This window comes from Bradyrhizobium sp. SZCCHNRI3043 (genome assembly GCF_032377735.1).
Taxonomy (GTDB): Bacteria; Pseudomonadota; Alphaproteobacteria; order Rhizobiales; family Xanthobacteraceae; genus Bradyrhizobium.
Genome location: NZ_JAUHID010000024.1, coordinates 40,194 through 64,320 on the forward strand (window position 1 = coordinate 40,194; position 24,127 = coordinate 64,320).

At 66.4% G+C, this 24,127-nt stretch carries 25 protein-coding genes and 1 tRNA gene; 10 read left to right on the forward strand and 16 right to left on the reverse strand.

The window, feature by feature from the left end:
• Positions 1–121 precede the first annotated feature (121 nt).
• The 4 genes from QX124_RS28975 to QX124_RS28990 all read left to right on the forward strand — a co-directional run bounded on the left by QX124_RS28975 (position 122) and on the right by QX124_RS28990 (position 2,834).
• Positions 122–427: a hypothetical protein gene (locus tag QX124_RS28975; RefSeq protein WP_315798980.1), complete on the forward strand. Its 306-nt coding sequence runs from the start codon at positions 122–124 to the stop codon at positions 425–427.
• Positions 428–527: 100 nt separating this feature from the next.
• Entirely contained in the window at positions 528–1,544 is a 1,017-nt protein-coding gene (locus QX124_RS28980) for a hypothetical protein (protein ID WP_315798981.1), read from the forward strand.
• The gene (locus tag QX124_RS28985) at positions 1,544–1,753 is read left to right on the forward strand and encodes a hypothetical protein (protein ID WP_315798982.1); all 210 of its coding nucleotides are present in this window, start codon (positions 1,544–1,546) and stop codon (positions 1,751–1,753) included. Before QX124_RS28980 ends, QX124_RS28985 begins: the two co-directional genes overlap by 1 nt.
• 10 nt (positions 1,754–1,763) lie before the next feature.
• Positions 1,764–2,834: a hypothetical protein gene (locus QX124_RS28990; RefSeq protein ID WP_315798983.1), complete on the forward strand. Its 1,071-nt coding sequence runs from the start codon at positions 1,764–1,766 to the stop codon at positions 2,832–2,834.
• A 274-nt stretch (positions 2,835–3,108) separates the two neighbouring features.
• On the opposite strand, the gene QX124_RS28995 is transcribed toward QX124_RS28990, so the two are convergent.
• A tRNA-Leu gene (locus QX124_RS28995) sits at positions 3,109–3,193 on the reverse strand.
• Positions 3,194–3,366: 173 nt separating this feature from the next.
• Between QX124_RS28995 and QX124_RS29000 the strand changes: the two genes are divergently transcribed.
• Positions 3,367–3,900 (forward strand): disulfide bond formation protein B, encoded by a 534-nt coding sequence (locus QX124_RS29000; protein ID WP_315798984.1) that lies wholly within the window; start codon positions 3,367–3,369, stop codon positions 3,898–3,900.
• Here QX124_RS29000 and QX124_RS29005 read toward each other — a convergent pair.
• A complete protein-coding gene (locus tag QX124_RS29005) occupies positions 3,897–4,982 on the reverse strand; it encodes an AbrB family transcriptional regulator (protein ID WP_315798985.1) in 1,086 nt (361 codons plus the stop codon). The two genes, QX124_RS29000 and QX124_RS29005, sit on opposite strands and share 4 nt — an antisense overlap.
• An 83-nt stretch (positions 4,983–5,065) precedes the next feature.
• Entirely contained in the window at positions 5,066–5,380 is a 315-nt protein-coding gene (locus tag QX124_RS29010; protein ID WP_315798986.1) for a PsiF family protein, read from the reverse strand.
• Between the two features lie 191 nt (positions 5,381–5,571).
• On the opposite strand from QX124_RS29010, the gene QX124_RS29015 reads away from it, so the two are divergent.
• The 3 genes from QX124_RS29015 to QX124_RS29025 all read left to right on the forward strand — a co-directional run bounded on the left by QX124_RS29015 (position 5,572) and on the right by QX124_RS29025 (position 7,720).
• Positions 5,572–6,066, forward strand: a complete 495-nt coding sequence (locus QX124_RS29015; RefSeq protein ID WP_315755910.1) for a hypothetical protein — start codon at positions 5,572–5,574, stop codon at positions 6,064–6,066.
• A 200-nt stretch (positions 6,067–6,266) separates the two neighbouring features.
• Entirely contained in the window at positions 6,267–7,052 is a 786-nt protein-coding gene (locus QX124_RS29020; protein WP_315798987.1) for a sulfite exporter TauE/SafE family protein, read from the forward strand.
• Positions 7,053–7,057: 5 nt separating this feature from the next.
• Complete coding sequence (locus QX124_RS29025) at positions 7,058–7,720, forward strand: DsbA family protein (RefSeq protein ID WP_315798988.1); 663 nt, start codon at positions 7,058–7,060, stop codon at positions 7,718–7,720.
• 64 nt (positions 7,721–7,784) lie between these two features.
• Here QX124_RS29025 and QX124_RS29030 read toward each other — a convergent pair whose 3' ends face one another.
• The 4 genes from QX124_RS29030 to QX124_RS29045 all read right to left on the reverse strand — a co-directional run bounded on the left by QX124_RS29030 (position 7,785) and on the right by QX124_RS29045 (position 11,482).
• The gene (locus QX124_RS29030) at positions 7,785–7,991 is read right to left on the reverse strand and encodes a hypothetical protein (RefSeq protein WP_172111383.1); all 207 of its coding nucleotides are present in this window, start codon (positions 7,989–7,991) and stop codon (positions 7,785–7,787) included.
• Between the two features lie 91 nt (positions 7,992–8,082).
• Complete coding sequence (locus tag QX124_RS29035) at positions 8,083–8,904, reverse strand: hypothetical protein (RefSeq protein WP_315798989.1); 822 nt, start codon at positions 8,902–8,904, stop codon at positions 8,083–8,085.
• 4 nt (positions 8,905–8,908) lie between these two features.
• A complete protein-coding gene (locus tag QX124_RS29040) occupies positions 8,909–10,273 on the reverse strand; it encodes a hypothetical protein (RefSeq protein ID WP_409997767.1) in 1,365 nt (454 codons plus the stop codon).
• 141 nt (positions 10,274–10,414) lie between these two features.
• Positions 10,415–11,482, reverse strand: a complete 1,068-nt coding sequence (locus QX124_RS29045; RefSeq protein WP_315782999.1) for a phospholipase — start codon at positions 11,480–11,482, stop codon at positions 10,415–10,417.
• Between the two features lie 345 nt (positions 11,483–11,827).
• Here QX124_RS29045 and QX124_RS29050 point away from each other — a divergent pair, with 345 nt between their 5' ends.
• Positions 11,828–13,762, forward strand: coding sequence for a calcium-binding protein (locus QX124_RS29050; RefSeq protein ID WP_315798990.1), 1,935 nt, complete (start codon positions 11,828–11,830; stop codon positions 13,760–13,762).
• A gap of 19 nt (positions 13,763–13,781) precedes the next feature.
• Here QX124_RS29050 and QX124_RS29055 read toward each other — a convergent pair whose 3' ends face one another.
• From QX124_RS29055 to QX124_RS29090, 8 genes are all read right to left on the reverse strand, one after another.
• Entirely contained in the window at positions 13,782–14,753 is a 972-nt protein-coding gene (locus QX124_RS29055; protein ID WP_315716217.1) for a S1C family serine protease, read from the reverse strand.
• A 159-nt stretch (positions 14,754–14,912) separates the two neighbouring features.
• On the reverse strand, positions 14,913–15,218 hold the full coding sequence (locus QX124_RS29060) for a hypothetical protein (protein ID WP_315798991.1): 306 nt from the start codon (positions 15,216–15,218) through the stop codon (positions 14,913–14,915).
• Positions 15,202–16,305 (reverse strand): hypothetical protein, encoded by a 1,104-nt coding sequence (locus tag QX124_RS29065; protein WP_315798992.1) that lies wholly within the window; start codon positions 16,303–16,305, stop codon positions 15,202–15,204. The genes QX124_RS29060 and QX124_RS29065 overlap by 17 nt, the downstream gene beginning before the upstream one ends.
• Positions 16,302–16,745 carry a DUF4383 domain-containing protein gene (locus tag QX124_RS29070; protein WP_315798993.1) on the reverse strand — a complete coding sequence of 148 codons (444 nt, stop codon included), beginning with the start codon at positions 16,743–16,745 and terminating at the stop codon, positions 16,302–16,304. The genes QX124_RS29065 and QX124_RS29070 overlap by 4 nt, the downstream gene beginning before the upstream one ends.
• On the reverse strand, positions 16,742–18,187 hold the full coding sequence (locus QX124_RS29075) for an FAD-binding oxidoreductase (protein WP_315798994.1): 1,446 nt from the start codon (positions 18,185–18,187) through the stop codon (positions 16,742–16,744). Before QX124_RS29075 ends, QX124_RS29070 begins: the two co-directional genes overlap by 4 nt.
• Positions 18,188–18,255: 68 nt before the next feature.
• Positions 18,256–19,773, reverse strand: coding sequence for an AMP-binding protein (locus QX124_RS29080; protein ID WP_315798995.1), 1,518 nt, complete (start codon positions 19,771–19,773; stop codon positions 18,256–18,258).
• A gap of 596 nt (positions 19,774–20,369) precedes the next feature.
• Positions 20,370–20,540 carry a Flp family type IVb pilin gene (locus tag QX124_RS29085; protein ID WP_315736183.1) on the reverse strand — a complete coding sequence of 57 codons (171 nt, stop codon included), beginning with the start codon at positions 20,538–20,540 and terminating at the stop codon, positions 20,370–20,372.
• A 161-nt stretch (positions 20,541–20,701) separates the two neighbouring features.
• Entirely contained in the window at positions 20,702–22,252 is a 1,551-nt protein-coding gene (locus tag QX124_RS29090) for a winged helix-turn-helix domain-containing protein (RefSeq protein ID WP_315799010.1), read from the reverse strand.
• A 155-nt stretch (positions 22,253–22,407) separates the two neighbouring features.
• Between QX124_RS29090 and QX124_RS29095 the strand changes: the two genes are divergently transcribed.
• Complete coding sequence (locus QX124_RS29095; protein WP_315772755.1) at positions 22,408–23,457, forward strand: alpha/beta hydrolase; 1,050 nt, start codon at positions 22,408–22,410, stop codon at positions 23,455–23,457.
• An 11-nt stretch (positions 23,458–23,468) separates the two neighbouring features.
• On the opposite strand, the gene QX124_RS29100 is transcribed toward QX124_RS29095, so the two are convergent.
• A complete protein-coding gene (locus QX124_RS29100; RefSeq protein WP_315798996.1) occupies positions 23,469–24,041 on the reverse strand; it encodes a GNAT family N-acetyltransferase in 573 nt (190 codons plus the stop codon).
• Between the last annotated feature and the right edge of the window lie 86 nt (positions 24,042–24,127).

The following is a 24,127-nucleotide window of genomic DNA, read 5'->3' on the forward strand; positions in this document are numbered from 1 at the left end:
CGTGAGTGCAGATGGCGTCGTTCCAATGCATTTTTGACGATGCTCTTGCGATGTCCTGACGATCGTCTCACACCATCTTGGCATAGTTCCTCCCGTGCAAACGAGACAACAGGAGGATTCAATGCGCAGATCCAATATCCGTATCGTGATGGGCTTGATCATCTCGCCCTTGCTGATGTCCCAGGCCTCCGGTCAGAACCTCAAGGACCTGGTGCCGAGCTATCAGCCGCATCAACAAACCGACAGCGAGCGGTTGCAGAACTTCCACGCTCCAGCTCCGCCTCCGACCAACTATCCGAACATCAGCCGTGATCCTTCCACCAACGAGCCGCGGCTCAACGTCAACCGCGATGTCTCGCTCGGCGGCAACGTGACCCGCAACAGCGCCGAGGGAAACGTCCGTTTCCCGATTCCGGGATCTCGCTAGGCGCTGTTCGGCGACCTGGATGGCAGCTCGCCGTCCAGGCGCGGCGTCTCGAAAGCGGGCCGCTGATTCAAACAATCATGATGACCTGAGGAGATTGCAGATGAAGAGTCTTCGACTGATGGCCTGCTCCGCCATGCTGTTGCCCAGCGTCGCTCTGGCGCAACAGCAGATTCCGACAGGCTCACTGCCGCCCGACATCGCGGCCGCGATCAAGGCGGCTCCGCTGACGCAGACGCTGATTCCGATCAGCGGTGAGGAGAAATTCGCGCAGCAGATCATCAAGGCAGACGAGATTTCCTTCGCGGCGGGGGCAAAGCTGACGCTGACCGGATTGAACTATCCCTACATCGTGGTGGCCGCGCAACGCATCAAGTTCGCCAACCCGGACACTTACAGCATCATCCAGCGCGATCCGCAGGCCGTGGCCGCCGTCGGCAGTGACGGCCCTGCAGGTCCCAATGGCGCCGACAATCCCGGCGAGACCAACCGGACCGGCAATCCAGGCTATCCCGGCGGCCCTGGCGGGCCTGCCGTGGCCGGACAGACCCGGCAACTGCCCGACGTCTATCTGGTCGCCGGAGAGCTCTCCGATCCGAAAGGGCCGATCCCGGCTGGTCTTCTCAACCTCGTCCTTCTCTTCCGCGGCATTGACGGCGGCGATGGTGGGACCGGGGGAAAAGGTGGCAACGGCGGTCGGGCCGGAAACGGCAAGGAAGGGGCCACGAGTCTGTTCGACTGCAAGGAGGGTGGCGGCCCCGGCGGGACGGGAGGCGCTGCCGGTCCCGGAGGACGCGGCGGTGACGCCGGCGCTGGGGGACAAGGCGCCGATCTCGTCTTCGTCACGACCAGACCTGCCTACGAAGTCCTGAGCTATTCGCGGATCAACAATGTCGGCGGGCGGGCCGGGCTCCCCGGTCGGGGCGGCAGCCCGGGCAATCCGGGCCCCGGCGGCCAGGGCGCGCCGGCCAATGGCTGGTGCAAGGGCACGGGTGGAGGATCGCCAGGCAATTTCCCGTCGCCTGCAAACCTCGGCTTCGGCAATCCGTCTGCGGACGGCGCAAAGGGAACGGTCACGGCGGTCATTCTTCCGTCCGTCGGTCCTCTGTTTGGCAAGTGATGCGGCGAGCGGCAGATGAAACCTGCAGGCCGCGTCCTGCAGGTTTCGTCGGCCTGCGCGCGAACGTCGCGCTCGCCTTCTCCTACCAGAACGGGCGCAACGAGGAGACGGCCAAGCGAACGGACCTGTACAAGCTCTCGCTCAATTTCAAGACCTGTGCCGCCTTCGCTGGCTTCTCGGGCGGACGCTGCACCGCCGACAAGGACTGAGCCGGTAGTCATGACCGGGTTCTGGAAGCTCTACGGCTTCACGACGGAGGGAGACGATATGGACAAGGCCATCGATGGTTTCGTTCAGGTGCTGAGCTTCGTGCTCGCCTCATCCTCGACCGCAGCGCTGCTGGCGGTCGGACTGATCCTGCTGCTCATCACCACGGTGTTCGCCTGCATCGCGCTCAGGTCAAAACCGGAAGAGGTCACCTCGTTCTTCAAGGCGGCGTTCTTCCTTTGCCTGGTTGGTGGCATCCTGTTCTCCGCGGCCGGTCCGTCGCTGGCGCTGTTCTACGTGTCGCAGGATCCGATTCGCAGGAAATCGGTCAATGAAGCGATCGACGATCTCGCCAGCAACAGACGTGTGCGCTATGTCATCCGCATGATCTCGCGCAGCCCCTCCGATGCCGCCCTCGGCATCGACGCGCTGACCCAGCTCGGTCCGCCCCGGCAGAGATATTCCTTCGTCGCCGACTACGAGGAGTTGAAGGGTCATACGGTCAAGGAAGCGCTCGACCTGTTCGGCATCGGCTATGTCGCCGGATACCGTGTATCAGTCGTGATCTTTCCCCTGCAGATCGATCTCTATCCGGCCAATGCGCGGGGTCTGTTGCAGGTCGTCAGCAATGTCGAGGCCGGGGTTGCGCCGGAGGATCGCTTTCTCAAGCCGGGCAAGCTTCACGACGCGGAGCTCAAGGAGTTCGGCGACACCGGCATTCAGACCTACCGTATCGACAACTTCAAGCCGTTCTACCCGCATTATTGCGAGCTGGCGCAGACCTTCTTCTGCGGGCACTACGCCGCCAAGGAGCTCGTCGGCGGCCTCTACCGCGATTGGCATCCGCTCGGCTTCTCGCAGAAGAATCCACCGACCCAACCCTGCACGATTCCCAAGGAGAAGTTCTGCGCCTTCTCGGACTGGGACAAGGTGCGGCAGGACTTCAAGGGCCACTTCGGTGTTCGCGCGTTCCTGATCGAAAATCTTGAGATTGGCAAGATTCCCGGGCGCATGCTGTTCGACTTCCAGGATCCGCAGCGCGACAGGATCCCCGAGTTGGGGCTTCCGCCGGCGTTCGACTGACCCACGCTTGTCAGCGAAGGAAGCCTACGGAGGTTAGTTGGCGAGCGGTTTCTGCTTGCCGCCGTAGCGATAGGCGAAGCGCCAAAGCTACGATCCGGTCGCGGTGACGAGCATGAAGAGCCCGCCTTCATTTGAGCGTTTGTCGTCTTTCGCTGCCGGCTTCAGGTGCTGGAAATAGGGGGCGGATACCAACAGAACGGGGCGGACGCCGGCGAAGGGCAAACGGCGGCTTAAGCTTGATTTTGAGGGTGAAACACGCTGGCGAACGCCCAAATGGTGCCCCTGGCCGGAATCGAACCAGCACTCCTTGCGGAACTCGATTTTGAGTCGAGCGCGTCTACCAGTTCCGCCACAGGGGCATTCGCCGGGCCTGTGCAGGAACCATAGCGAAGCGGGCGGACTATAGCGGGCGGCCGGGCCGGGTCAACCCGCACGGACGTGATGGGCGCGCATCTCGACAGCTTTCGCTGGCCGGAGTAGGAGCCGGGACGGCCCGGCGTGGGACCGGATGCAGCCCCGTTCGGGAGGACCGATGACCAATACGTCTGTGATGGCGCGCCCCGCGGCGGGAGCCATGAGCCCGGCGGTGGCGGCGGCGCTGCTCGCGGCCGGCATCGCGGCGGCGACCCTGGCCGGCGCCTGGTACATGCAGCTGGTCTGGGGCCTGCAGCCCTGCGAGCTCTGCCTGAAGCAGCGCTGGGCCTATTATGCGATCGTGCCGCTCGGGCTGCTGATCGCGCTCGCCGCCAAAGGCGGCGCGCCGCGCGCGCTGGTGCTCGCCGGGGTCGGCGTGGTGGCGCTGGCCGCACTCGGCAATGCCGGGCTCGGCGTCTATCACTCCGGCGTCGAATGGGGCTTCTGGCCGGGGCCGACCGAATGCACCGGGCCGATCGGCAATCTCGGTAGCGCCGGCAACCTCTTGGAGCGGCTCGACAGCGTCAAGGTCGTACGCTGCGACGAGGTGCAGTGGCGCTTCCTCGGCCTGTCGCTCGCCGGCTACAGCGTGCTGATCTCGCTTCTGATCGCCGCCATCGCGGGCTGGGGCATCGCCCGGAAGCGCGCCTAGTCGTCGACGTCCTCCTGCGGCCGTCCGAACAAATGGACGATGCCGGGGGTGGCGATGGTGACGAACACGAAGCGCGACAGGTGATGCGCGCCGACGAAGATCGGGTCGATGTGCAGCGTCAACGCCAGCGCCATCATCGCGTCCATCGCGCCGGGCGCGAACGCGACAATGGTGTCGGAGAAGCGCACATGCGTCACCAGCACGATCACGGTGACGAACAGCGCCGATATCGCCACCGCGATCGCGAACGAGCCCAACGCAGCCCTGATATGGCCGACCAGGGTCTTCACCCGCATCCGGGCGAAGCGGCTGCCGATCAAGGCGCCGATGCCGACCAGCGCCACGCCGCGCATCCATTCCGGCAGGCCGCCCTCGACGAGGCCGGTGCCGTGCAGGACGCCGCTGGCGACCATCGCACCGAACAGCCAGCTGGCCGGAAACCTGATCAGCTGCATCAGCATCGCCGCGACCAGCGAGGCCACCAGCAGTGCGAGCAGGCCGAGCGGCGAGGCGACGCTCTGGCCGAGCGAGATCGGCGCCGCCGGTGCGACGCCAGCCACTGCCAGCACCAGCGGCAGCGCCGCCGTCAGGATGATCACCCGCAGCGTCTGCACCACGGCGATCGCCGGCAGGTCGGCACCGCGCTCCACCGCGAGCATCGTGATCTGCGACAGCGCACCGGGACTGCCGGCGAGCAGCGCCGAGGTGCGGTCCCAGCCATGGACGCGCTGCAGATAGAGGCTGGAGCCGAAGGTCGAGCAGAACGTCGCGAGCGCCAGGAGGCCGATGGTCACCGGATAGGCGCTGACATGGTTGATCAGCTCGCGCGAGACCACGGCGCCGATCGAGATGCCGAGCAGCAGCAGCACGGTCTGGGTCAGGATCGGCGGCATCGCCAGCGGGCGGCCGGCGATTGCGGCGATCGCGGTCGCGATCATCGCGCCGGAGATCAGCCCGCCAGGCAGATGGGCGACGAGGAAGATCAGGCCGCCGGCGGTGCCGAGCACGAGGGTCTCGATCGCGCTCAGGGTCTTGGCGCGGCTCGGCAGCTCAAAGGGGAGGGAGGAGATGATCTGGCGCACGGCGCCTTATGCCAAAACCTGCCTGCGCGAACAATTCCCGCCGCTGCGCAGGCGCCATGCGCGCGTGCACCCGCAGGTGCCGGTCATTTCGGCTTCTCCGGCGTCGGCGCGGGAGCGGGCACGGGTGTCGCCGCGGCGGCCGCCGCCGCCGCCTTGTCGCGCTTGCAGGCCGAGCGGAATTTGCCGCGTGCTTTGCCCTTCAGCCCCTGCTCGTCAGCCTCCTTGGAGCAGGCAACGGAAATCGTCCGCCGCGCCGCCTTATCCAGGCTGGCGAACTTGTCGGTGGCGGCATCGGGCCGCGCCGGCAGCGTCAATCCGGGCTGCGAGCAGGCGGGGCCGGCGGTCCACAGGGTGGCAATTGCTATGGCCGCAATCGCCGCCCGGGCAGTGAATCTCATGCTGAAGTCCTCGAACGAAAGGCACGGCGCGATGTCCGGCGATGCTGAACCCGCAGTGAATGGAATGAGCCGGATCGCCGCGCGACGCAAATTATATTTTCGCGCGGCCACGCTCCCGCCTGCTTTGTCGGTCGCGGGCGTCTCGCTAGAATTACCGTCCCATTCCATCATGCTCCACAGGGAGATCGAGGATGAGTTTTCACGCAAAATCATTGGTTGCTTCGTCACTCGCTACGCTGGCCGTGATCGGGCTCGCGACGTTCGCCGCCGCCCCGGCGAAGGCGCTGACCGCGCAGGAATGCAGCGCCAAGTACAAGCAGGCGAAGGAGGCCGGCACGCTGGGCGGCCAGAAGTGGAACGACTTCCGCAAGGCCCAGTGCGGCAGCGATGCCGCCGCGGCCGCGGCTCCGGCGGCTCCGGCCGCGCCTGCCGCCGAGGCCAAGCCGGCCAAGGCGGCGAAATCCGAAGCCAAGGAGGCCGCTCCCGCGCCGACCGGTCCCGCCGTGTTCCCCAACGCGGTGGACCCGAAATACGCCAAGGAGAAGCCCGGCAAGGCGCGGTTGCAGACCTGCGTCGATCAGTACAATGCCAACAAGGCGACCAACGCCAATGGCGGCCTGAAGTGGATCCAGAAGGGCGGCGGCTACTACAGCGAATGCACCAAGAAGCTGAAGGGCGCTGCCTGATCCGGGCTGACGAGACGTTGCCGGCGGCCGGGGGCATCATGCGTCCGGTCGACGCTTTCGACGCCGCGCATCGCCGCGAGACCGCGGCCGGGCTCGGATCGGCGCCGGTCGCGCGGCGGTTCGCAGCGGTGGCGGCGGCATTGCTGCTCCGGTGATTTTGGGGCTTGCCTTCCTGTGCGGGAAATGACCCTGCTCTCGCCATGATCTCTGCTGTCCAAGGTGTGCTCAGCCTGTTTTGCGGCGCGATGGTCGGGTTCTCGCTCGGCCTCGTCGGCGGCGGCGGCTCGGTGCTCGCGGTGCCGCTGATGGTCTATGTCGTCGGCGTGCCCGAGCCGCACATCGCGATCGGCTCGAGCGCGATCGCGGTCGCCACCAACGCGGCCATCAATCTCGCCAATCATGCGCGCGGCGGCACCGTGATCTGGCCGATCGCGGCGCTGTTCGCAACGGCGGGCATCGTCGGCGCCTTCATCGGCTCGCTGCTCGGCAAGATGGTCGACGGCCAGAAGCTGCTGGCGCTGTTCGCGCTGGTGATGATGGTCATCGCCATGCTGATGCTGAAGACGCGCGCCCGCATCGGCACCCCCGATGTGAAGATGAGCATGGCCAACGTCCCGGCGGTCGTCGGCTTCGGCCTCGCCACCGGCACGCTGTCCGGTTTCTTCGGCATCGGCGGCGGCTTCCTGATCGTGCCGGCGCTGATGGCTGCGACGGGCATGCCGATCATGAATGCGGTCAGCTCGTCGCTGGTCGCGGTGACGACCTTCGGGCTCACCACCGCGGCGAGCTATGCCTGGTCAGGGCTCGTCGCCTGGGATCTCGCCGGACTGTTCATCGCTGGCGGAATCGCCGGAGGTCTTGCCGGCACACGCCTGGCGCGCCATCTCTCCGAACGGCGCGGCGCATTGAACGTGGTGTTTTCCGTCGTGATCGCGGTGGTGGCGCTGTATATGCTGACGCGCAGCCTGCTGCATATCTGGAGCTGACCTCGATGAAGTGCGTCCCCTCGACTGCGATCACCTCCGCCAGCAGCCGGCGTGACGTGTTGACGCTTTTTGGCGCAGGCGCGGCGCTTTCCTTGTGGCCCCGCGACAGTCGCGCCGAGGACGCCGACGAGCCCGACGAGGGCGCGGTGTTGCGCGACCCCGACGCGCCGGTGCTCGGCAATCCTTCGGGCGACATCGCGATCGTCGAATGGTTCGACTACAATTGCCCGTATTGCCGCAAGCTCGATCCCGAACTGCAGCAGGTCATCCATGACGATGGCAAGGTGCGCTGGGTTCTCAAGGAATGGCCGATTCTCGGGCCGACTTCGGTGGTTGCCGCGCGGATGGCGCTGGCCTGCAAGTATCAGGACAAATATGCGAAGGCGCATGAGGCGCTGATCGGCGTCAGCTCGAAGCTCACCGAGCCGCGCATCGACGAACTGCTCGCGGGAGCAGGCGTCGACGTCGACCGCGCCAAGCGCGACCTCGCCGCCAACGCCAAGGCCATCGACGACATGCTGGCGCGCAACGACAAGCAGGCGCGGGGCTTGCGTTTCCGCGGCACGCCGTCCTTCATCGTCGGCAAGTTCAGGGTACCCGGCGTGCTGACCATGGCGCAGTTCGAGCAGGTTATCGCCGACGCGCGCAAGGCCAAGGCGGCCAACTGATGGGCAAAGCAAAGGCGCCTCGACCAACGGCCGAGACGCCTTGAAAACAGCCGCGTCGTGCGCGTTACTTCGACGAGATGCGAACCCAGTCGTCATGCGCGCGGGTCTTGAGTGAATTCCAGCTATCCGCCGCGACGTCCCAGTTCACGATGGTCCGGCGCGTCTGCGCGGTCGGCCCGTTGGCGACCTCGGAGGTTTGCATCGAATCATGGATGTAGACGCCGAACCCCAGGATGAGGGCCCCCAGGATCATTCCCACGAATGTCCGCATGTCATGTTCTCCAGTGTGACGGCCAACAACGCCGCGGTCGAAACTTGGTTCCGCGCTCGCCGCGGTCCCGGTCCGCCGCGATCAAGACAACCTAACTGCGCGATTTTTCAGGCCGCGATTCCGGCAGCGAAGTGACGAGATTGAGCGTTTTCATCTCGTCGGGCTTGAACGTGAACAGCTGGTCATGCGGTGTCTCCATCGCATGCACCCAGACCTTCAGATCGATGCCCATCTCGGCGAGATGGCGCTGGCACCGCGCCGAGATGTTCTGCGCAAGGCTCATGTCGTCGCCGGACCTCACGGCGGTCCCGGACGTGGGGACTGCGGCGATCTGATGCACGCCGATGATCGCCCGCTCGCCGGCCCGGCGCTCGAGACCGCCGGCGAACACCAGCGGGCACGACGAGGCGCAATATTTTCCCGCCTCCACTTCGGTTGCGAATTTCCGCGCGCGGATCAGTCGCCCCATCGCCAGCGCGTCGGCGACGGAGCCGCCGGGCGAGTTCAGCACGATCGTCCTGATATATTCGCCATGACGTTCGACTGCGTCCGCAAAGCTGCGCGCGCTGCCGGGTGTGATCGTGCCGGTCGCGAACAGCCGGCCGCCGCCGCGCAGCTCGAACTGAATCGGCTGCTGCAAGGCACGATCGCCCTGCGGCAGCGGCATCAGCCGCTTCATCAAGGGCGCCAGCAAGGATGGTGATTCGGCCGGCAGGTCCGGCGCCTCGCGCCGAATGTCGAGCTGAGGCGGGGCTGCATCCGATGGCACCTGCGGAGCATTCAACTCGAGCAGGTCCGCCGCGAGAACCGCGACGGTGACGACGAGAATGCTGCGGAAGACCCAACGCAGAATGCTCTCATCGGGATTGCCCGCGAGCCAGGCATGGACGCGTCGGTTCAGCGCCGAAGCCACGGGACTACTTTCCGATTCGAGCTGATGACAGCGACGTCACGTTCTCATCCGCCGCGGCCGGCGCTGGCTCAACGGCTGATGCAGCAGGCGCCTCCGTGGGCGTTTCGGCTGGCCGTCGCTCGGCCGCCCGCCTGGCGTCCTCGACCTCGCGCGCAATCTGCAATGCGGTGACGAGATCGGCGGCCGTCAGGCTGGAGGCGCTCACGGCGGGCAGGCCCTCGCGGCGGATGGCGGCATGGACGACGCAGAGGATCAGCACCAGCACTGCCGGCATCAGGTCGATCGAGATCGCGCCCGCCCAGCTCGGGATGAAGTCGCCGGCGTAGCGCAGCACGGCTTCAGCGGGCGACAGCGTCTGGAAGCGGGTCGGCTCGATGCGCGGCAGCGCCAGGATCTTGTCGGCGGCGTCGGCAAGCGAGGCGGCCTGCGTGGCGATCGCGCCTTCCACCTTGCCGACGACGGCGGTCTGGCGCTCGGCCAGGTCGCCGCTGCGTCCGCCTGCGGCGGGCGCGATGAAACCGGCGGACAGCGAGGCCGCGGCGCGCCTCACCGCAGGTGCCACCGAGGTCTGCTGCAGATTGGCGATCACGCCCATCAGGTTCAACGACTCCGTGGCGAAGGCATCGCTGCGCGTTGCGATCGGGCCGCGGTCGGAGATCAGCTCGCGCATCTTGGCGAGGCTCTTGCCGCCCTGCTCGTAGAGAGCAGAGACGCGCTTGCCGGATTCTTGGACCTGTTGTCCCAGTCCGTCGAGTTGCGTCGACATCTGCGCGAGAAGCTGGACCACGGTGCCCGATCCGGAGGTGCCGGTCAGCGAGCCCGCGCGTTCGGCGTCCGCCAGCTTGGCGAAGCGGGAGGAGGCGAGCTGGATATCGGGCAGTAGGCTTTGCGCAGCGATGGCCTGGCTATTGGCCCTGTCGAGGTCGCTCGTGTAGTTCTGCACGGTGATGGCGAGATGCTGCTGGATCGCCGCGGCGCCGGCCAGGGCCGACGCATTCAGCCAGGACGACATCGCGACGATCATCAGCGAGCCCAGCAGCATGCAGCCGACCATCATCAAACGCCCCATCGCGCTGGTGACGTGCGGCATGAACTGCATCATGAACACCCAGAAGGCGTAGATGCCGACCGAGACCGCGACGGAGTAGATGACCGCCGCAAAGAACACCGTGGTCGGACTGCCGTTGAGCAGTTCGCGGACGCCAAGATAGGTGTAGACGCCGGCGGCCAGCGCCAGGATCGCGGTCGTGAGCTTCAGCGTCACCTCGAGACGGTTGACGCCATTGGCAAGCACGACGGAGGTGGAGGAGCGGGCGGACGAGACTTGCGCGACGGACGCGGCAGGCGAGGGCATCAGCGGCGAGGGCATGAGCAGACCTTCGGCGGCGTCATGGCCGCCCGTGTGCAGCGCCCCCGCTGTATGACCGAGCAGGACCAATGCGGACAAAATCCGCCGACATTGTGTCGGCGGCATTGCCGATCAGCCATGTCGTAGCAAGGAGAGGCGAGCTCAGCGCAACAGCCAGCGCAGCAGCTCGACATTGGCCTCGCGCGGATAGCAATGGCTGAGATCGTCGATCTCGCGATAGGCGACGTCGGCGCCGGCCTTGGCCAGGGCGTCGGCCGTATGCCTCGCGATCTCGACCGGGAACATCCAGTCGAGCCGGCCGTGCACGATCTGGATCGGCAGGCCGCGCAGACGGTCCCGGTCGGCGATCTCCGCCATCAGGGGATGGAACGTCGCGGCCACCGGCGCAAGATGCGTGAACGGCGAGCCTGCGGCCAATCCGCTGACGTAGCAGAACGTGCCACCGTCGCTCATCCCGGTCAGGAGCATGCGGGCGGGATCGATCGCGACGCGGCTGCGGACGAGGTCGAGAATGCGCAGGAGGTTTGGCGTATCGGCGTCGTCGCCCATCAGCGCCCAGGTCGGTCCTGCCGCGGTGGGGGCGACCAGGATGGCGCCGAGGCTGCGTGCGGCGCGCAGCCAGCTCCAGAGAAAGTCGCGGCCGTTGCCGCTGCCGCCATGCAGCGCCATGACCAGCGGCCAAGCCCTGTCCGCCGTGTAGTATTCCGGCACATACAGCGAAAAGCCGCCGCGATTGCCGATCTCGTTGTGGTCGTGAAACACGGCGTCCTTGCCTGCAGAAGAAGCGGCCAGCAACTGGCGCAGCCCGTTGTCGCCATCGACGGCGGGATCGAGGAAGAATTCGCTCAGCGGCGGCAGCGTCGCTGCCAGTGGAAACAGCGCCTCGAGTGCGCGTGGCAATTGACGAAGGGCCCTGAACACATCGACCAGGTCGCCCTCACCGCGCTGAACGGCGCGCAGGCCGGCAAACGACATCAGCGCGGCGTCCGCCGCGGTGTCGAAGGCGATACGGATATGGGCGAAGTCCGCCGGCCACGACGTGAGATGAATCCGCGCCGTGTGCAGCGTCCGCTCGGGATCGCCGACATCAGCCATCACGCGATCAAAATCCGGCGGGTTCAGGTAGCGTGCAACGTGGGACAGGGCTTCGAGCGTCTGCAGCAGTGGCGGCAACACGATGAGAATGTCATCCACCACGGCATCCGTCATGCAGGTCTCCTTGGTACGCGGGTCTGGCCGTCTCGTCTGCTTGCCGGCGAGCGCTGTCATGCAACGCAAAATCGGACGTCCGGGCAATGACCATTTTCCGAACGCGTGTTCGCTCCGCGAAGCCACAATCTCGCGATGCGGCTCCTGCAAGTCAACACAGCGCGGAGGCTGCCATCGCGCGCGGCAGGTGAGTCGCGCGCGAATACACGCGGAGACGATAGTTGGTTGACAAAATTCGGGCGCGATGTCGCACTTGGTGAGAGCCGGCGGCGCAGCGGAGGGTTCCTCGTGGATCTCCGCCCTGGGTCAAAACTGCCGATCGGTTGCCGAGGGGGGATTCGCATCATGACCAAGTCGCCGTCGGCCGCGTTGATCAACGCGGTGCTCGCCATGGACGTCTACAACAGAGGCGTCAACCCGACGCTTGCGGTCAATTTCAACCGTATCGGGAGCTATGAGCTGGTGGCGGCGAGCGTGACCTCGACCGCCGACAATTTCGAGGCCGCGACCTATCAGCTCGCGGGCGATCCATCGACACGGATCATTTCGTTTCGCGGCACCGACAGTCTCGCCGACGTGCCGTCGTGGCTTGGCGGCGCCGGTCTGACCGGCTGGCCGACGCAGTTCCCGGATGCGGAAGCCTACTACAAGAAATGGGCGACATCGAACGTCTCGCTGACCGGCCATTCGTTGGGCGGCGGACTTGCCGGCTACATCGCTGCGCTCAACGACAAGGTGGTCTACGCCTACGACGCGATGCCGTTCGAGTTCGCCGCCGAGGTCCGTTACGATCAGCTGCACGGCTTCTGGGGCGCGCTGACGTCGCACCCCGTCGAGCGCTATTCCGACATCCATATGGTCTCCGTCGCCGGCGAGATCCTGCAATATGTCCGAGCCGCGGCGCCCGTGCTGGAAGCACCCCTGGCGTTGCTGCAGCTCGGACCGGTCGCCGGCGCGCTCGCCATTGCCGATGCTGCGATCGGCATCTCGTCCGAGCAGAAGACCGTGCTCGGCGCGGGCACGGATCTCGGTCTGGATCCGGTCAGCCTGCACTCGATCGCGCTGCTGACGATGATGCAATGGGCGAGTGACAACGGTGCCCAGGATTGGAAGAAAGCGGCGGCTGTGCTGCTGGCGCCGCTGCAGGATGACGCGATTGCTTCGGCCGTCGGCATTCCCGCGGCCGGTGTGAGCGGGGAAGGCGCGCCGTCCGACAAGATGAAGGACATGATCGCCTATTCGGCGGTGACCGACGCCAGCGGCTACGGCAACAGCGCCGTGCAGGCCCTGTTCAACGGCGGCGGCGTGCTCGGCAACAGCGTGACTGCAACCTCGGCTGCGACCTATCTGAAAGATGGCGGGGTCGAGAAGGCGCTGGCCGAGATCGTGGTCGAGTATTCGGCGCTGCTGGCGCAGAACCATGACGAGGTGATGTCGACGACGCCCGGCCTGATCGGCCACGAGCACGGCATCCTCTATCAGGACACGGCCAAGAACCTGCTGGTCGCCGACCTGTCATCCGATCTGTGGTCGCGCTGGGACACGGGATCGGCGGTCGACATCCTGGGCAAGGTCGCGCTCATCGATGCCGTCGCCAGCTTCGACGGCGAGGATGCTGGCCTGATCGACATGGCGATCGGCGTGCTCTGGGGCGGCAAGACCGACAATCTCGACTGGCTCAGCGCAGCCTTGAGCGACGCGGCGACAACGGTGACGATCGATCCAGTGTCGGGCGCGACCATTGCTGCAACCGATGGTGCGCTGCTGATCGCGGGCGGCGGCAACGACATGCTGTTCGGGACCGCCAACGACGATCTGCTGATCGGCGGTCTGGGCAGTGACGTGCTGCAGGGCGGGGCCGGCGACAACATCCTGGTTGGTGGCGTCGGCGCCACCTATGTCTACGCGCCCGGTGACGGCAACGACATCATCATCAATGGCGTCGCGTCGCTGGCGAAGCCGACCGGCACGCTCGATTTCGGCACCGCCTACACGGCCGACAATTTCTGGTTCGTCAAATCGGGCAACGATCTCGAGATCGACATTCTCGGCACCCATCAGCAGGTCACGGTGGCCGACTGGTTCCTTGGCGGCTCCTATCAGCTGCAGGAGATCAAGGCCGGCGGTCTCGAGATCGATACGCACGTTTCGCAGCTCGTGCAGGCCATGGCGACCTACGCCCAGGCGCATCCGGGTTTCGATCCCACGGTGGCATCACAGTTGCCGACGGATGCGCAACTGCACGACCAGATCGCGGCGGCTTGGCACGTCAACGCGTGAGTGCAGGCCCGCGGCCGCCTCAGTGCAGCCGCGGGGCCTTGAGCAGCTTGGCGCGGTCGGTCGAGGCGATCGTGACGTCGAAGGTGACGCCCTCATGGTGCACCGTCAGCGGCACGTCGACGCCGGCTGCGCCGAGCGCCCAGAGCTTGCGATAGAACTCGCTCTGGCTCGTCACCTTGTCGCCGTTGATCCCGAGGATCACGTCGCCCGCCTTGAGCTCGGCGCGGGCCGCGGGACCGTTGTCGGAGACGCCGATCACGACGACGCGATCGTCGACCTCGGTCGCGTACATGCCGAGCCAGGGGCGCGCCGGCTTGTTGACGCGGCCGAAGCGCCTGAGATCATCGATGATCGGCTTCAACAGATCGATCGGCACGATCATGTTGACGTGCTCGTCCTTGCTGTCGCGCTCGCGCTCCAGCTGCAGCGACCCGATGCCGATCAGCTCGCCCTTGGCCGAGAGCAGGCCGGTGCCGCCCCAATTCGGATGGGCGGGGTGGGTGAAGATCGCCTCGTCCAGCAGATATTCCCAATAGCCGGCGAATTCCTGCTTGGCGATGATCTGGCTCGCGACCGATCGCGTCCGCCCACCGGCGCCGCCGAGCACGACATGATCGCCGACCTTGGTAGCGGCCGACGAGCCGAGCGGCAGCGCCGGCAGGTCGAGCGACCCGAGCGCCTGTACCAGGCCGAAGCCGGTGGTGAAGTCGAAGCCGAGCACATGGCCTTCGACCACGCGTCCGTCATTGGGGTGCAGCCAGACGGATTCGGCCTCGGTGATCAGGTAGCCGATGGTCAGCACCAGCCCGTCGTCGATGACGACGGCATTGCCGGCGCGCTCGGTCCCCAGCGTTTCCGCGCTGAAGGCGTCGGACGGAATGATGGCATGCAGGCCCACGATCGAGGACAGGGCTTGATCAAGATCATATTGATAGTCTTCGGCGCGAGGCTGGAAGGCGGACGGCACTTTCCATTCGGTCAAAGAAGGCATTTCGTTCTCCTGCTCTGTCGATACCCCCGGGTGCATCGACCAAGCTTCTGCTTCGTGTCGCGTGACGGCCACAGCGTGAACGCGAGCTTAACATCTTTGGGCGTCGGCGCCAGTTCCGAGGGCTCCGCGTTCGCGCGAGGAGGAACTGCGCTTCACCGACTACCCGCGGCCGCAGCCCCTGCCGATCAGGGGCCAGACCAGCCACGCGCCGGCGGCGTAGAGGCTGCCGACCGTGGCGGCTCCCGTTCTGGCCGAGAGGTGGAAACGCCCGGCGTCGAGCAAGGCTCCATCGGCGGTAACGATCGCGGGGATCACACGGTCTGGCGGACCGAACACGACCACCGCATCCGGCTTGATCACCAGCGCCATGGCAGCCATGCCCGCAAACCAGGCGAAGGCAACTGCCAGCACGCCCTTCACTGGAACGGCGCGGGATCTGGGATGCTGGTCAGTAGTCGTAGGCATGCTCGAACGTATATCCCGCGGCTTCGAAACGGGTGATGTCCTGAACCAGTGACCGGACCGGCACGTCGACACCGATGCGACGGGCACCGGGACGGGACTGGATCGGCACGCTGAATATAGGCAGCCCGTCGAAAGCTGCCAGCCGTCCGTCTCCGGGCGGGACCACGATCGTGACCAGGATGCGGTGGTTGCCTGCGATTTCGCCGAGCGAAGCACCGTCATGACGGCCGAGCTCCTTGGCGAAGGCATCGAACTTGGCGTAGCGCTGGGTCTCCACCAGCACGCCCTTCGCGCCCTTGGCGTCCGTGACCTCGCGGATCACCTTCACTCCCGGAATGACTGCAAGCTCGGCGGCGGGCAGGCCGGTGACGACGCTCTGGATGGTCAGCACGGCCGGATCGTAGCCTGCCGCATAGCCGATGACGGCCGCATAGGCGGCGCGCCCTGCATATTGCAGGCTGAGCGAAACGCGCCGCTCCATCGCGCGGAACGACGGCACGAAGGGCGTCTCGCGCCAGAACTCACCGAGCTTGGCGGCGAAGGGATACCGATACCAGGGTGTCTGATAGAGGAACGCGGCGTAGTCCTTCAGCAGGGCAAGGTTGAAGGCGTCCTCTGCCGTCTTGACGCCGTTCGTGGTCTCCCAGCTGATCGCTCCGATGCTCTTCTCGTAAGCGCCCTGTAGCGCCATCTCGGCGGTGAAGCTGAAGCCGATGATGTAGTTCGTCAGCTTCTGATCCGAGGTGGCGGGTCCGGAGCCCGCGGCCTGCCGCGTGGCGCGGCACAGGCTGCGCCAGAAGCCGGAGATGCTCGACAAATAGTGGAAGTCCGATTCCGATGCCTGCCCGGTCACCGCAGCGAGGTCGGCATAGGCGTGGACGATGTACCATTCCGGAAAGGTCAGGAAGCTGTCACCCTGCGATCGCGCATAAGCGGGATCGGTGATGCCGAACTCCGAGGTCACGGCGGGTGTCGGTACGTCGGCGACGCAGACCGTCTCGACGCTGATCACGGTGGCGGCGATGCCGATCGCGGCGGCAGCGACGAGGGCGCCGGCGAGATATAGCGCTTTGCGACGCAGGCTCATGCGACGGCGGCCTGCGTGCGCCACGGCGACCAGCCGACAGCGATGCCGATCGCGCCGAGTGCGAGATGCGGCAGGCTGGAGAGAACCTTTACGAGCCACGAGGTGTTGCGGATGCCGTCGATCACGATCGAGAGGTCGAGATAGCCCGAGCCGGTGAACACGCCCATCACGCCGTCGAGGAAGTACAGCGTGCCGAACACGCGCAGGAAGAACACCGCGCTGCGGCGGGTCAGCATCGCGGCCAGCGCCCACAGGCCGGAGGCGACATGCAGCGCATCCTTGTAGATGTCGAGCTGGAACAGGCCGAACACGCGGCCCTGCGCATCGATGAAGGCCGGGATGTAGTCGGTCGCGGCGGCGAACAGGAGCGCCATGGCGAGCGACAGCGCGGCGATGCGATAGCGGTCCAATGCGAAGCCATCTGCTGCTGATGTATTCATGCGAAGTAGGCGTCCCACATCGCGTTGCGGAACAGGAGGTTCGGATCATACTGCCGCTTGGCGGCGACGAAGTGCGCGGCCGCCGGATAAGCCTTCTCGACCTGGTCGCGGCGGGCGTGCAGACGATAGGGCAGATAGAACGCGCCGCCAATCGCCGTGATGCGGTCGATCAGCGCCTCCGTCGTCCGCAGCATGTCGATCTCGCCTTCGGGCGAGGTGGCCTGTGAGAACGACATCACGGCCGCGATGCGGCGCACCGGCGCGATCGTGAGCGCGGGTGTCCTGTCCTCGGCGACGTAGCGCAGGGTGACGTTGAGAAATTCGGCGCGCGCCTTGGGAATGATCTCGCGGCAGGCGGTGAGGAAGTCGCCGAACCGCTCCGGCGCCACGAAATATTCATGCAGGATGTCGGTGCGGTGCATGTCCTTCTGCGCCAGATTGGCGACCGGCTCGGCCATCAACGAGTTGCGGGTGTAGCGGCTGTCGGAGATGGCGGGGCCGAGCCGCGTCTCCATGAACCAGCGCAGGCCCTTGGCGACCTCCCAGCCGGTCTGGGCGCGATAGATCGTGTTGGCGACGCCGGTGAGCTTGCCGGAGCTCACTGCCGCGGGCAGGGTCGCGGGGGCATCGGGGACGGGTCGGAAGGTGACGAGCAGGGCGTCGTCGAAGAATGCCTTGCGCGACACCGACATCCGGCCATAGGCCATCTTCATATTGGCGTCGCCGTCGATGCTCTGTGTGAACTTTTCCGCGAACGTCTCCGGCGCCATGCGCTCGAAGCGCGGCTCGAGCAGCAGGTTCGGCACCATCTCGACCTCGAGATCGACGATGATGCCGAACAGGCCGTAGCCGCCCATCGCAAGGCCGAACAGCTCGGCATTCTCGTTACGCGAGCACTGCACCAAGGTGCCGTCGGCAAGCAGCATGCGGATCGACTTCACCGTGGAGCCGAACGGGCCGTAGGGCACCGGCCAGCCATGGGCATTGACGCAGAACGTGCTGCCGACGCCGAAATCGCTGTTCGACTGCATCACCGCCGGCGAGAAGCCTTTGGGATCGAGCGCGGCGATCACGTCCCACCAGCGGTTGCCGGCCGCGGTCCGATAGGTCTTCGCCGCCGTGTCGAGCTCGATCGCGCCGCCGTCGAGCGTGATCGCGGTGCCGTCGCGCGGCAGGCTCTGGCCGCCCATCGAATGCCGGGCCACGGCCGCGGTCACCGGGCGTTTCGCGGCCGCAGCCTCCTTCAGCTCGGCGCGCAGCCGCGCGATCAGATCGTCGGTCGCGGGCTTGCTGATCACCACGTGTCTGGCGACCGGCGTCGGGTTGAGCCGGCCGGCATCGTTGAGGATGGTGCGCAGCTCGGCACGCGCCCGCGGCATCCGCGCAAAGGGCAGCGCTGCGGCCGTACCCGCGGTGCGCAGAAACCGTCGTCTCGACATCATGGCGCGGAGTCTCCTTCCCTCACGGAGTCTACGCCAGCATCGTAAACGTTCGAAAAATTTCCGGGCCGTCAGTCTGCTGCCGGTCGCGCCCGCGCGGGCACGAGACGGAAGTCGCGGCCATCCTTCATCCATGCTGCGCGCTCGTCGCGCAGCAGGGTGCGCCGGACCTTGCCGGAATCGTCGCGCAGCATCACGTCGACCAGCTCGTAGCTTTCCGGGTGCTTGTAGCGGCTGAGCCGGTCGGCGAGGAATGCACCCATGCCGTCGACAATGGCTTGCGCGTCCTTGGCACGGTCGATCTCCACGATCGCGTGCACGCGCTGGCCGATCTCCGGATCGGGCAGGCCGACGACGACGCAGGAGCGGATGTCGGGATGCGCCATCAGCGCCGCCTCGACCTCGGCCGGATAGATGTTGGCGCCGCCGCGCAGGATCATATCGGCGAGGCGGTCGCCGAGATAGAGGTAGCCGTCGGCATCGAGCCGGCCGATGTCGCCGAGCGACTCCCAGCCGTCGGCGCGCCGTTTCGGCTCGGCGCCGAGATAGTGATAGGTGCTGCCGGCGCCATCAGCGGGAAGAAAGTAGATCTCGCCGCTCTCGCCGGGCGCGACATCGTTGCCGTCGGGACCAAGGATGCGCAGTTTGCAGGACTCGTCGATCCTGCCGACCGAGCCCTTGTGCTGCAGCCATTCGGTGCCGGAGATGATGGTGCGGCCCTGGCGCTCGGTGCCGCCATAGAGCTCATGGACGCGCTCGGGCCCGAGCCACTCGATCCATCTTTCCTTGAGCCATGGCGGCATCGGCGCGGCCATGTGGAACACCATCTTCAGGCTCGACACGTCGTAGCTGTTCCGGACCGCCTCCGGCAGCGCCCAGATCCGGTGCATCATCGTCGGTACGAAGTTGACCCACTGGATGCGGTGCGCCTGGATCAGCCGCAGCGTCTCCTCGGCGTCGAACTTCACCATCCCGGTCAAGCTGCCGCCGGCGAACAGTGCGTAATGCGACACGATGAAGGGCGCGTTGTGATAGAGCGGGCCGGGATTGAGCAGCGCTGCGCCCTTCGGAATTCCGAGCGGCGGCTCGGCGGCGGTGTCGGTCACCGCAGGCTGGTGATCGAGGATCACCTTTGGCCGTCCGGTCGAGCCGCCCGAGGTCATCGCCTTCCAATAGCGTGACACCGGCGCGGTGAGCGGCTCGTCCGAAAATCCTTCGGGCGTGAAATCGGCCGGCAGCGCGTTCGGCGCGTTCCAGTCGGCCTCGCCACCGACCACCAGCGACGGCTTGAGGATCTCGAGCACCGCGGCGGCCTCGCCGCGCGGCAGCCGCCACGACAGCGACGTCGGCGTCGCGCCGCACTTCCACACCGCGAAGCTGGTCTCGAACAGCGCATTGCCGTTGGGCAGGCCGATCGCGACGAAGTCGCCTGGCTTGACGCCCTTGGCCGCGAAGGCGCGCGCACGCGCATTGGCGCGGCGCTCGAGCTGCTCCCAGGTCAGCGTATCGGTCCCGTGCCGGAGCGCGACGCTGTCCCTGGGTTTGCGCTCCGCATACCAGCGCGGTACGTCGGCCATCGGAATCAGCATCCATTCCTCCACATCGTCGGCGCTTTGCCTGCGCACGTCGTTCTTGGTCCGCGGCTCGGGCCGCCGACGTCAGTGACGAGAGCTGTTGTGCCTCAACCCAACGGGTGCGTCCATACGCGCACGCCGCAAGGTTTCGGATGGCAGTTCTGCAAAATGGCGCTCGTAGGCGCGGGCGAATGAGATGCCGGAAGCCGTGACGCACGGCGAGGTGATAATTCCGTCACGCGGATCGTGAGATGATTGAGGTCGCGCCGCGCGATTGAACTTGATCGCCCAATCGATGATGGATGCAGGCGGAAACAGAGTTAGGCGTCAGCGCGTCCGGATACGTTGATGCCGGCACTGTGCCGAGGAATGCGAGCAGCACGCCGGGATGCATGCCCATTGCCGGATCGGCGCCGAGTCCTGCCGGCGCTGCACGAATGCCTGCGAGCAGGCTGGACGCAGCACGACGCCCTGATAGGTCGGTTGCGGCGCCGCTCCATCGAAGAATGGAGCTGATCAAGAGACAAAGGCCGGGCACGAGGCCCGGCCAGTCCGACCATGGCGACCGGATTGCTCCGGTCCTGAGAACGCCATTGCAGACAATCGATCGATCAGCCGCCGTTCAGCTTCGTGGTCAGGGTCGTGAAGATGCCTTCCAGGGTCAGTCCGAGCTTGTTGAGTATGGTGATGATCGCGAGCGCGATGCCGGCCGCAATCAGGCCGTACTCGATCGCGGTTGCGCCCGATTCATCCTCGTAAAATTTGAGAAGCAATTTCCTCATCAATTCCCCTCCGCCGTCCGGCAAATGGCCGCCGGGACGATCTCCGCAAAATTACGGAATGGAACCTAAGGTAGTGTGAACGAGGTCCAGCCAAGTTTCGCAACTTTGCCGTTCATGTCGAAAATTTCAGTTGCAGCAGGGTCCGCTGCACGCGAACGGGATCACGGCGGCACCCCGGCTGCGCGCAGCGCCTCCGCATAGGTTGTGGCGAGCATTCCGGCCGGAAACGGGATCCGTTCGAGGAACCCGGACACGGTGAGATCCGGTTCGAGGCTCAGAAGCTGACGCGCGACCTCGCCGGCGCGCGACATCTCACCGGTCCCGACCAGGGCCACGATCAGGACGCGGAGCGCCACAGCGAAACGGCGGTTCTGCGCCAGCGCGATCTCGGCCCATCGAATGGCGCCTGCGAGATCGTCCTCCGCCACCGCGCAGATCGCCAGCGCTCCGGCTGCGAACCAGCCCCGCGGATCGCGCGGGTTCAGCTGCCGCGCCCGTTCGATCATCGCGCGTCCCGCAGCCGTGTGTCCGGCCATGATCTCGATCCAGCCGCTCAAGGTCAGCGCCATCGCCGAGTTCGGGTTGATGGCAAGCGAGCGGCGGAATAGCTCCCGTGCCGGGGCGATGTCCTCGGCCATGTTCCAGATCGCGAAGGCCGCCATCCACAGCACCTGCGCGTCGCTGGGCGCACGCTCGCACGCCTGCCACGCCCGCGCGACGGCGGCCGTGCGATAGGTCTCGTCCGGCGCGCTCCAGCCCTGGAAGTGGCGCAGCGCCTGACAATAGGCCCAAGCCGCCATCGCGGGCGCGCAGGCGGGATCGATCGCCAGTGCCTGGTCCAGACACGCGATCGCCGCCGCGAGGCTGTCGGGCGTGAAGGCGTCACGCAGGCTGGCGGCGCGCAGCAGCAGGTCGTAGGCGTCCGGATGCAGCGGCGGCGTGGCGCGCCGCCGCTCGCCTTCCGCCAGCTCGAGCGTCGGCTCGATCGCCGCCACGATGCTTTCGGTGATGCGGTCCTGCAGCGCGAACACATCGTCCAGCTGGCCGTCGAAGCGCTCCGCCCACAGATGTGCGCCGGATGCCGCATCGATCAGCTGTCCGTTGATGCGCAGGCGGGACCCTGCGCGGCGCACGCTGCCTTCGAGAACGTAACCGACGCCGAGCTCGCGTCCGACCGCACGGATATCGACGGCCTTGCCCTTGTAGATGAAGGAGGAGTTGCGGGCGATCACGGCGAGGCCGCTGCAGCGGGACAGCGCGGTGATGATGTCCTCGGCCATCCCGTCGGCGAAATAGTCCTGCTCCGGATCGCCGCTCATGTTGGTGAACGGCAGCACCGCGATGGCGGGGCCGTCGAAGGCTTGCGCGCCCGAAACCGCCGCCGGCGTCTGCACTGCGTCCGCCTGCTCATGGACTTCCCCGACGAAGCGGACGCCCTTGCGCGGAATGGTGCGGATCAGGCGCTGCGCCTCGCCGCTGTCGCCGATCGCGCTCCGGGCGGCGCTGATGCGGCTCGCCAGCGTCGCCTCGGAGACGATGCGGCCGCCCCACACCTCGGCGAGGATGTCGTCGCGGCTGACGACGCGGTCGCGCGTCCTGATCAGGAACGCGAGCAGGTCGAACACCTGCGGTTCCATCGCAACCAGGTCGTCGCCGCGGCGCAGCTCGCGGCGGCCGGGATCGAGCAAAAAATCGTCGAAGCAATACACCACATGCACCGCCCTGGCCGCCGCGGCAGCCGGCTTCACCCTCGCGTCACGCGATCCGCAAAATCAAGCCGGCCTCAAGGAAAAATCAATGCCTCCTCCAAGCGCCGCGCGGATGCATGGCGCACAAGGACCGCACATCGGAACCAGGAGCCTCCGCCATGCCGACCGTTCTTTACCCCGACCGCCGCCGTTTCCTCACCCTTGCCGGAACCGCCGTTGCGGCCTTTCAACTCGGCTCCAGCGCTGGGCAGGCGCAGAGCTTCAAGGCGACGACGAAGCTGCCGGCGATCCGGCCGGGGGCGGGGACGTCGCTCGGACCGATCAAGCAGGTCACGGCCGGCGAGATCAGCATCGGCTATGCCGAGACAGGTCCGGCCGACGGCCCCGTCGTCATCCTGCTGCACGGCTGGCCGTACGACATCCACAGCTTCGCCGACGTCGCGCCGGCGCTGGCCGCGTCCGGCCATCGCGTCATCATTCCGCATCTGCGCGGCTACGGCACGACGCGGCTGCTGTCGCCGACCGCGTTGCGCAGCGGCCAGCCGGTCGCCGTCGCGGCCGACATCGTCGCGCTGATGGACGCGCTCGCGATCAGGACCGCGACCCTCGCCGGCTATGACTGGGGCGCGCGCACCGCCAACATCATCGCGGCGCTGTGGCCGGAGCGGTGCAGGGCGATGGTCTCGGTCAGCGGCTATCTGATCGGCAGCCAGCAGGCCGGCCGCATGCCGCTGCCGCCGGCCGCCGAGCTGCAATGGTGGTACCAGTTCTACTTCGCGACCGAGCGCGGCCGCGAGGGCTACGACAAGAACCGGCGCGACTTCGCCAGGCTGATCTGGCAGACGGCCTCGCCGAAATGGGCGTTCGACGACGCCACCTTCGCGCGCAGCGCCGCCGCATTCGACAATCCCGATCACGTCGACATCGTCGTGCACAACTATCGCTGGCGGCTCGGCCTCGCGCAGGGCGAGGCGAAATATGATGCGCTGGAGGCGAAGCTCGCGACCTTTCCTGACATCACAGTGCCCACCATCACGATGGAGGGCGATGCCAACGGCGCGCCGCATCCGGCGCCCGAAGCCTATGCCAGGAAGTTCACCGGCCGCTACGAGCACCGGCTGATCACCGGCGGCATCGGCCACAACTTGCCGCAAGAGGCGCCGCAAGCGTTTGCGCAGGCGGTGCTCGACGTGACGGCGAGCGCGTAGCGCCGACGATCTCAGGCGGGAGCGCGTTGCTTCGCTCGGCGTTGCAGCCACGTCTCCCGCCGCACGATCCATTGCTCGGAGCAGGTCTCGCCATTGTGGTGCGCGACCTCGATGAAGCCGACGAACTCGGCGCCCGTCTTCTGCTTGACTCGCCGTGACGCGACATTGGTCGCGACGTTGCAGACGGTGAACTGATCGAGGCCGAGCGGACCGAAGGCGAAGTCGTTCACGGCGGCGATCGCCTCGCTCATCAGTCCCCGATTCCAATAGGGCTCGGCGAGCCAGAAGCCGCGATGGCCCTTCACCGACTTCATGCGCGGCCGGAAGTGAATGTTGCCGATGGCCTCGCCGTCACCGTCGCGCAGCACCAGCACCCATTGATAAAGCTCCTCGCCGGCTGCGATCCTGTCGAGCTGCAGCCTGACGAAGGTCTCGGCGCCGTCGGGAGGATAGGGCCACGGCACGACGGCCGCGAGGTTGCGGATCACGTTCCAGTTGTCGAACTGGCGCTGGATCGCCGGCGCATCGGCGAGGGCCAGCGGCCGCAGGATCAGACGGGCGGTATGCAACGTGGGCGTGAGCATGACGCCATGCTGTCGTTTACCAAGCTCGTTTGCAAGCCGGGGTTGCTACGCCGTCTAACTCGCATGTCATTGATAATTCGCATCGC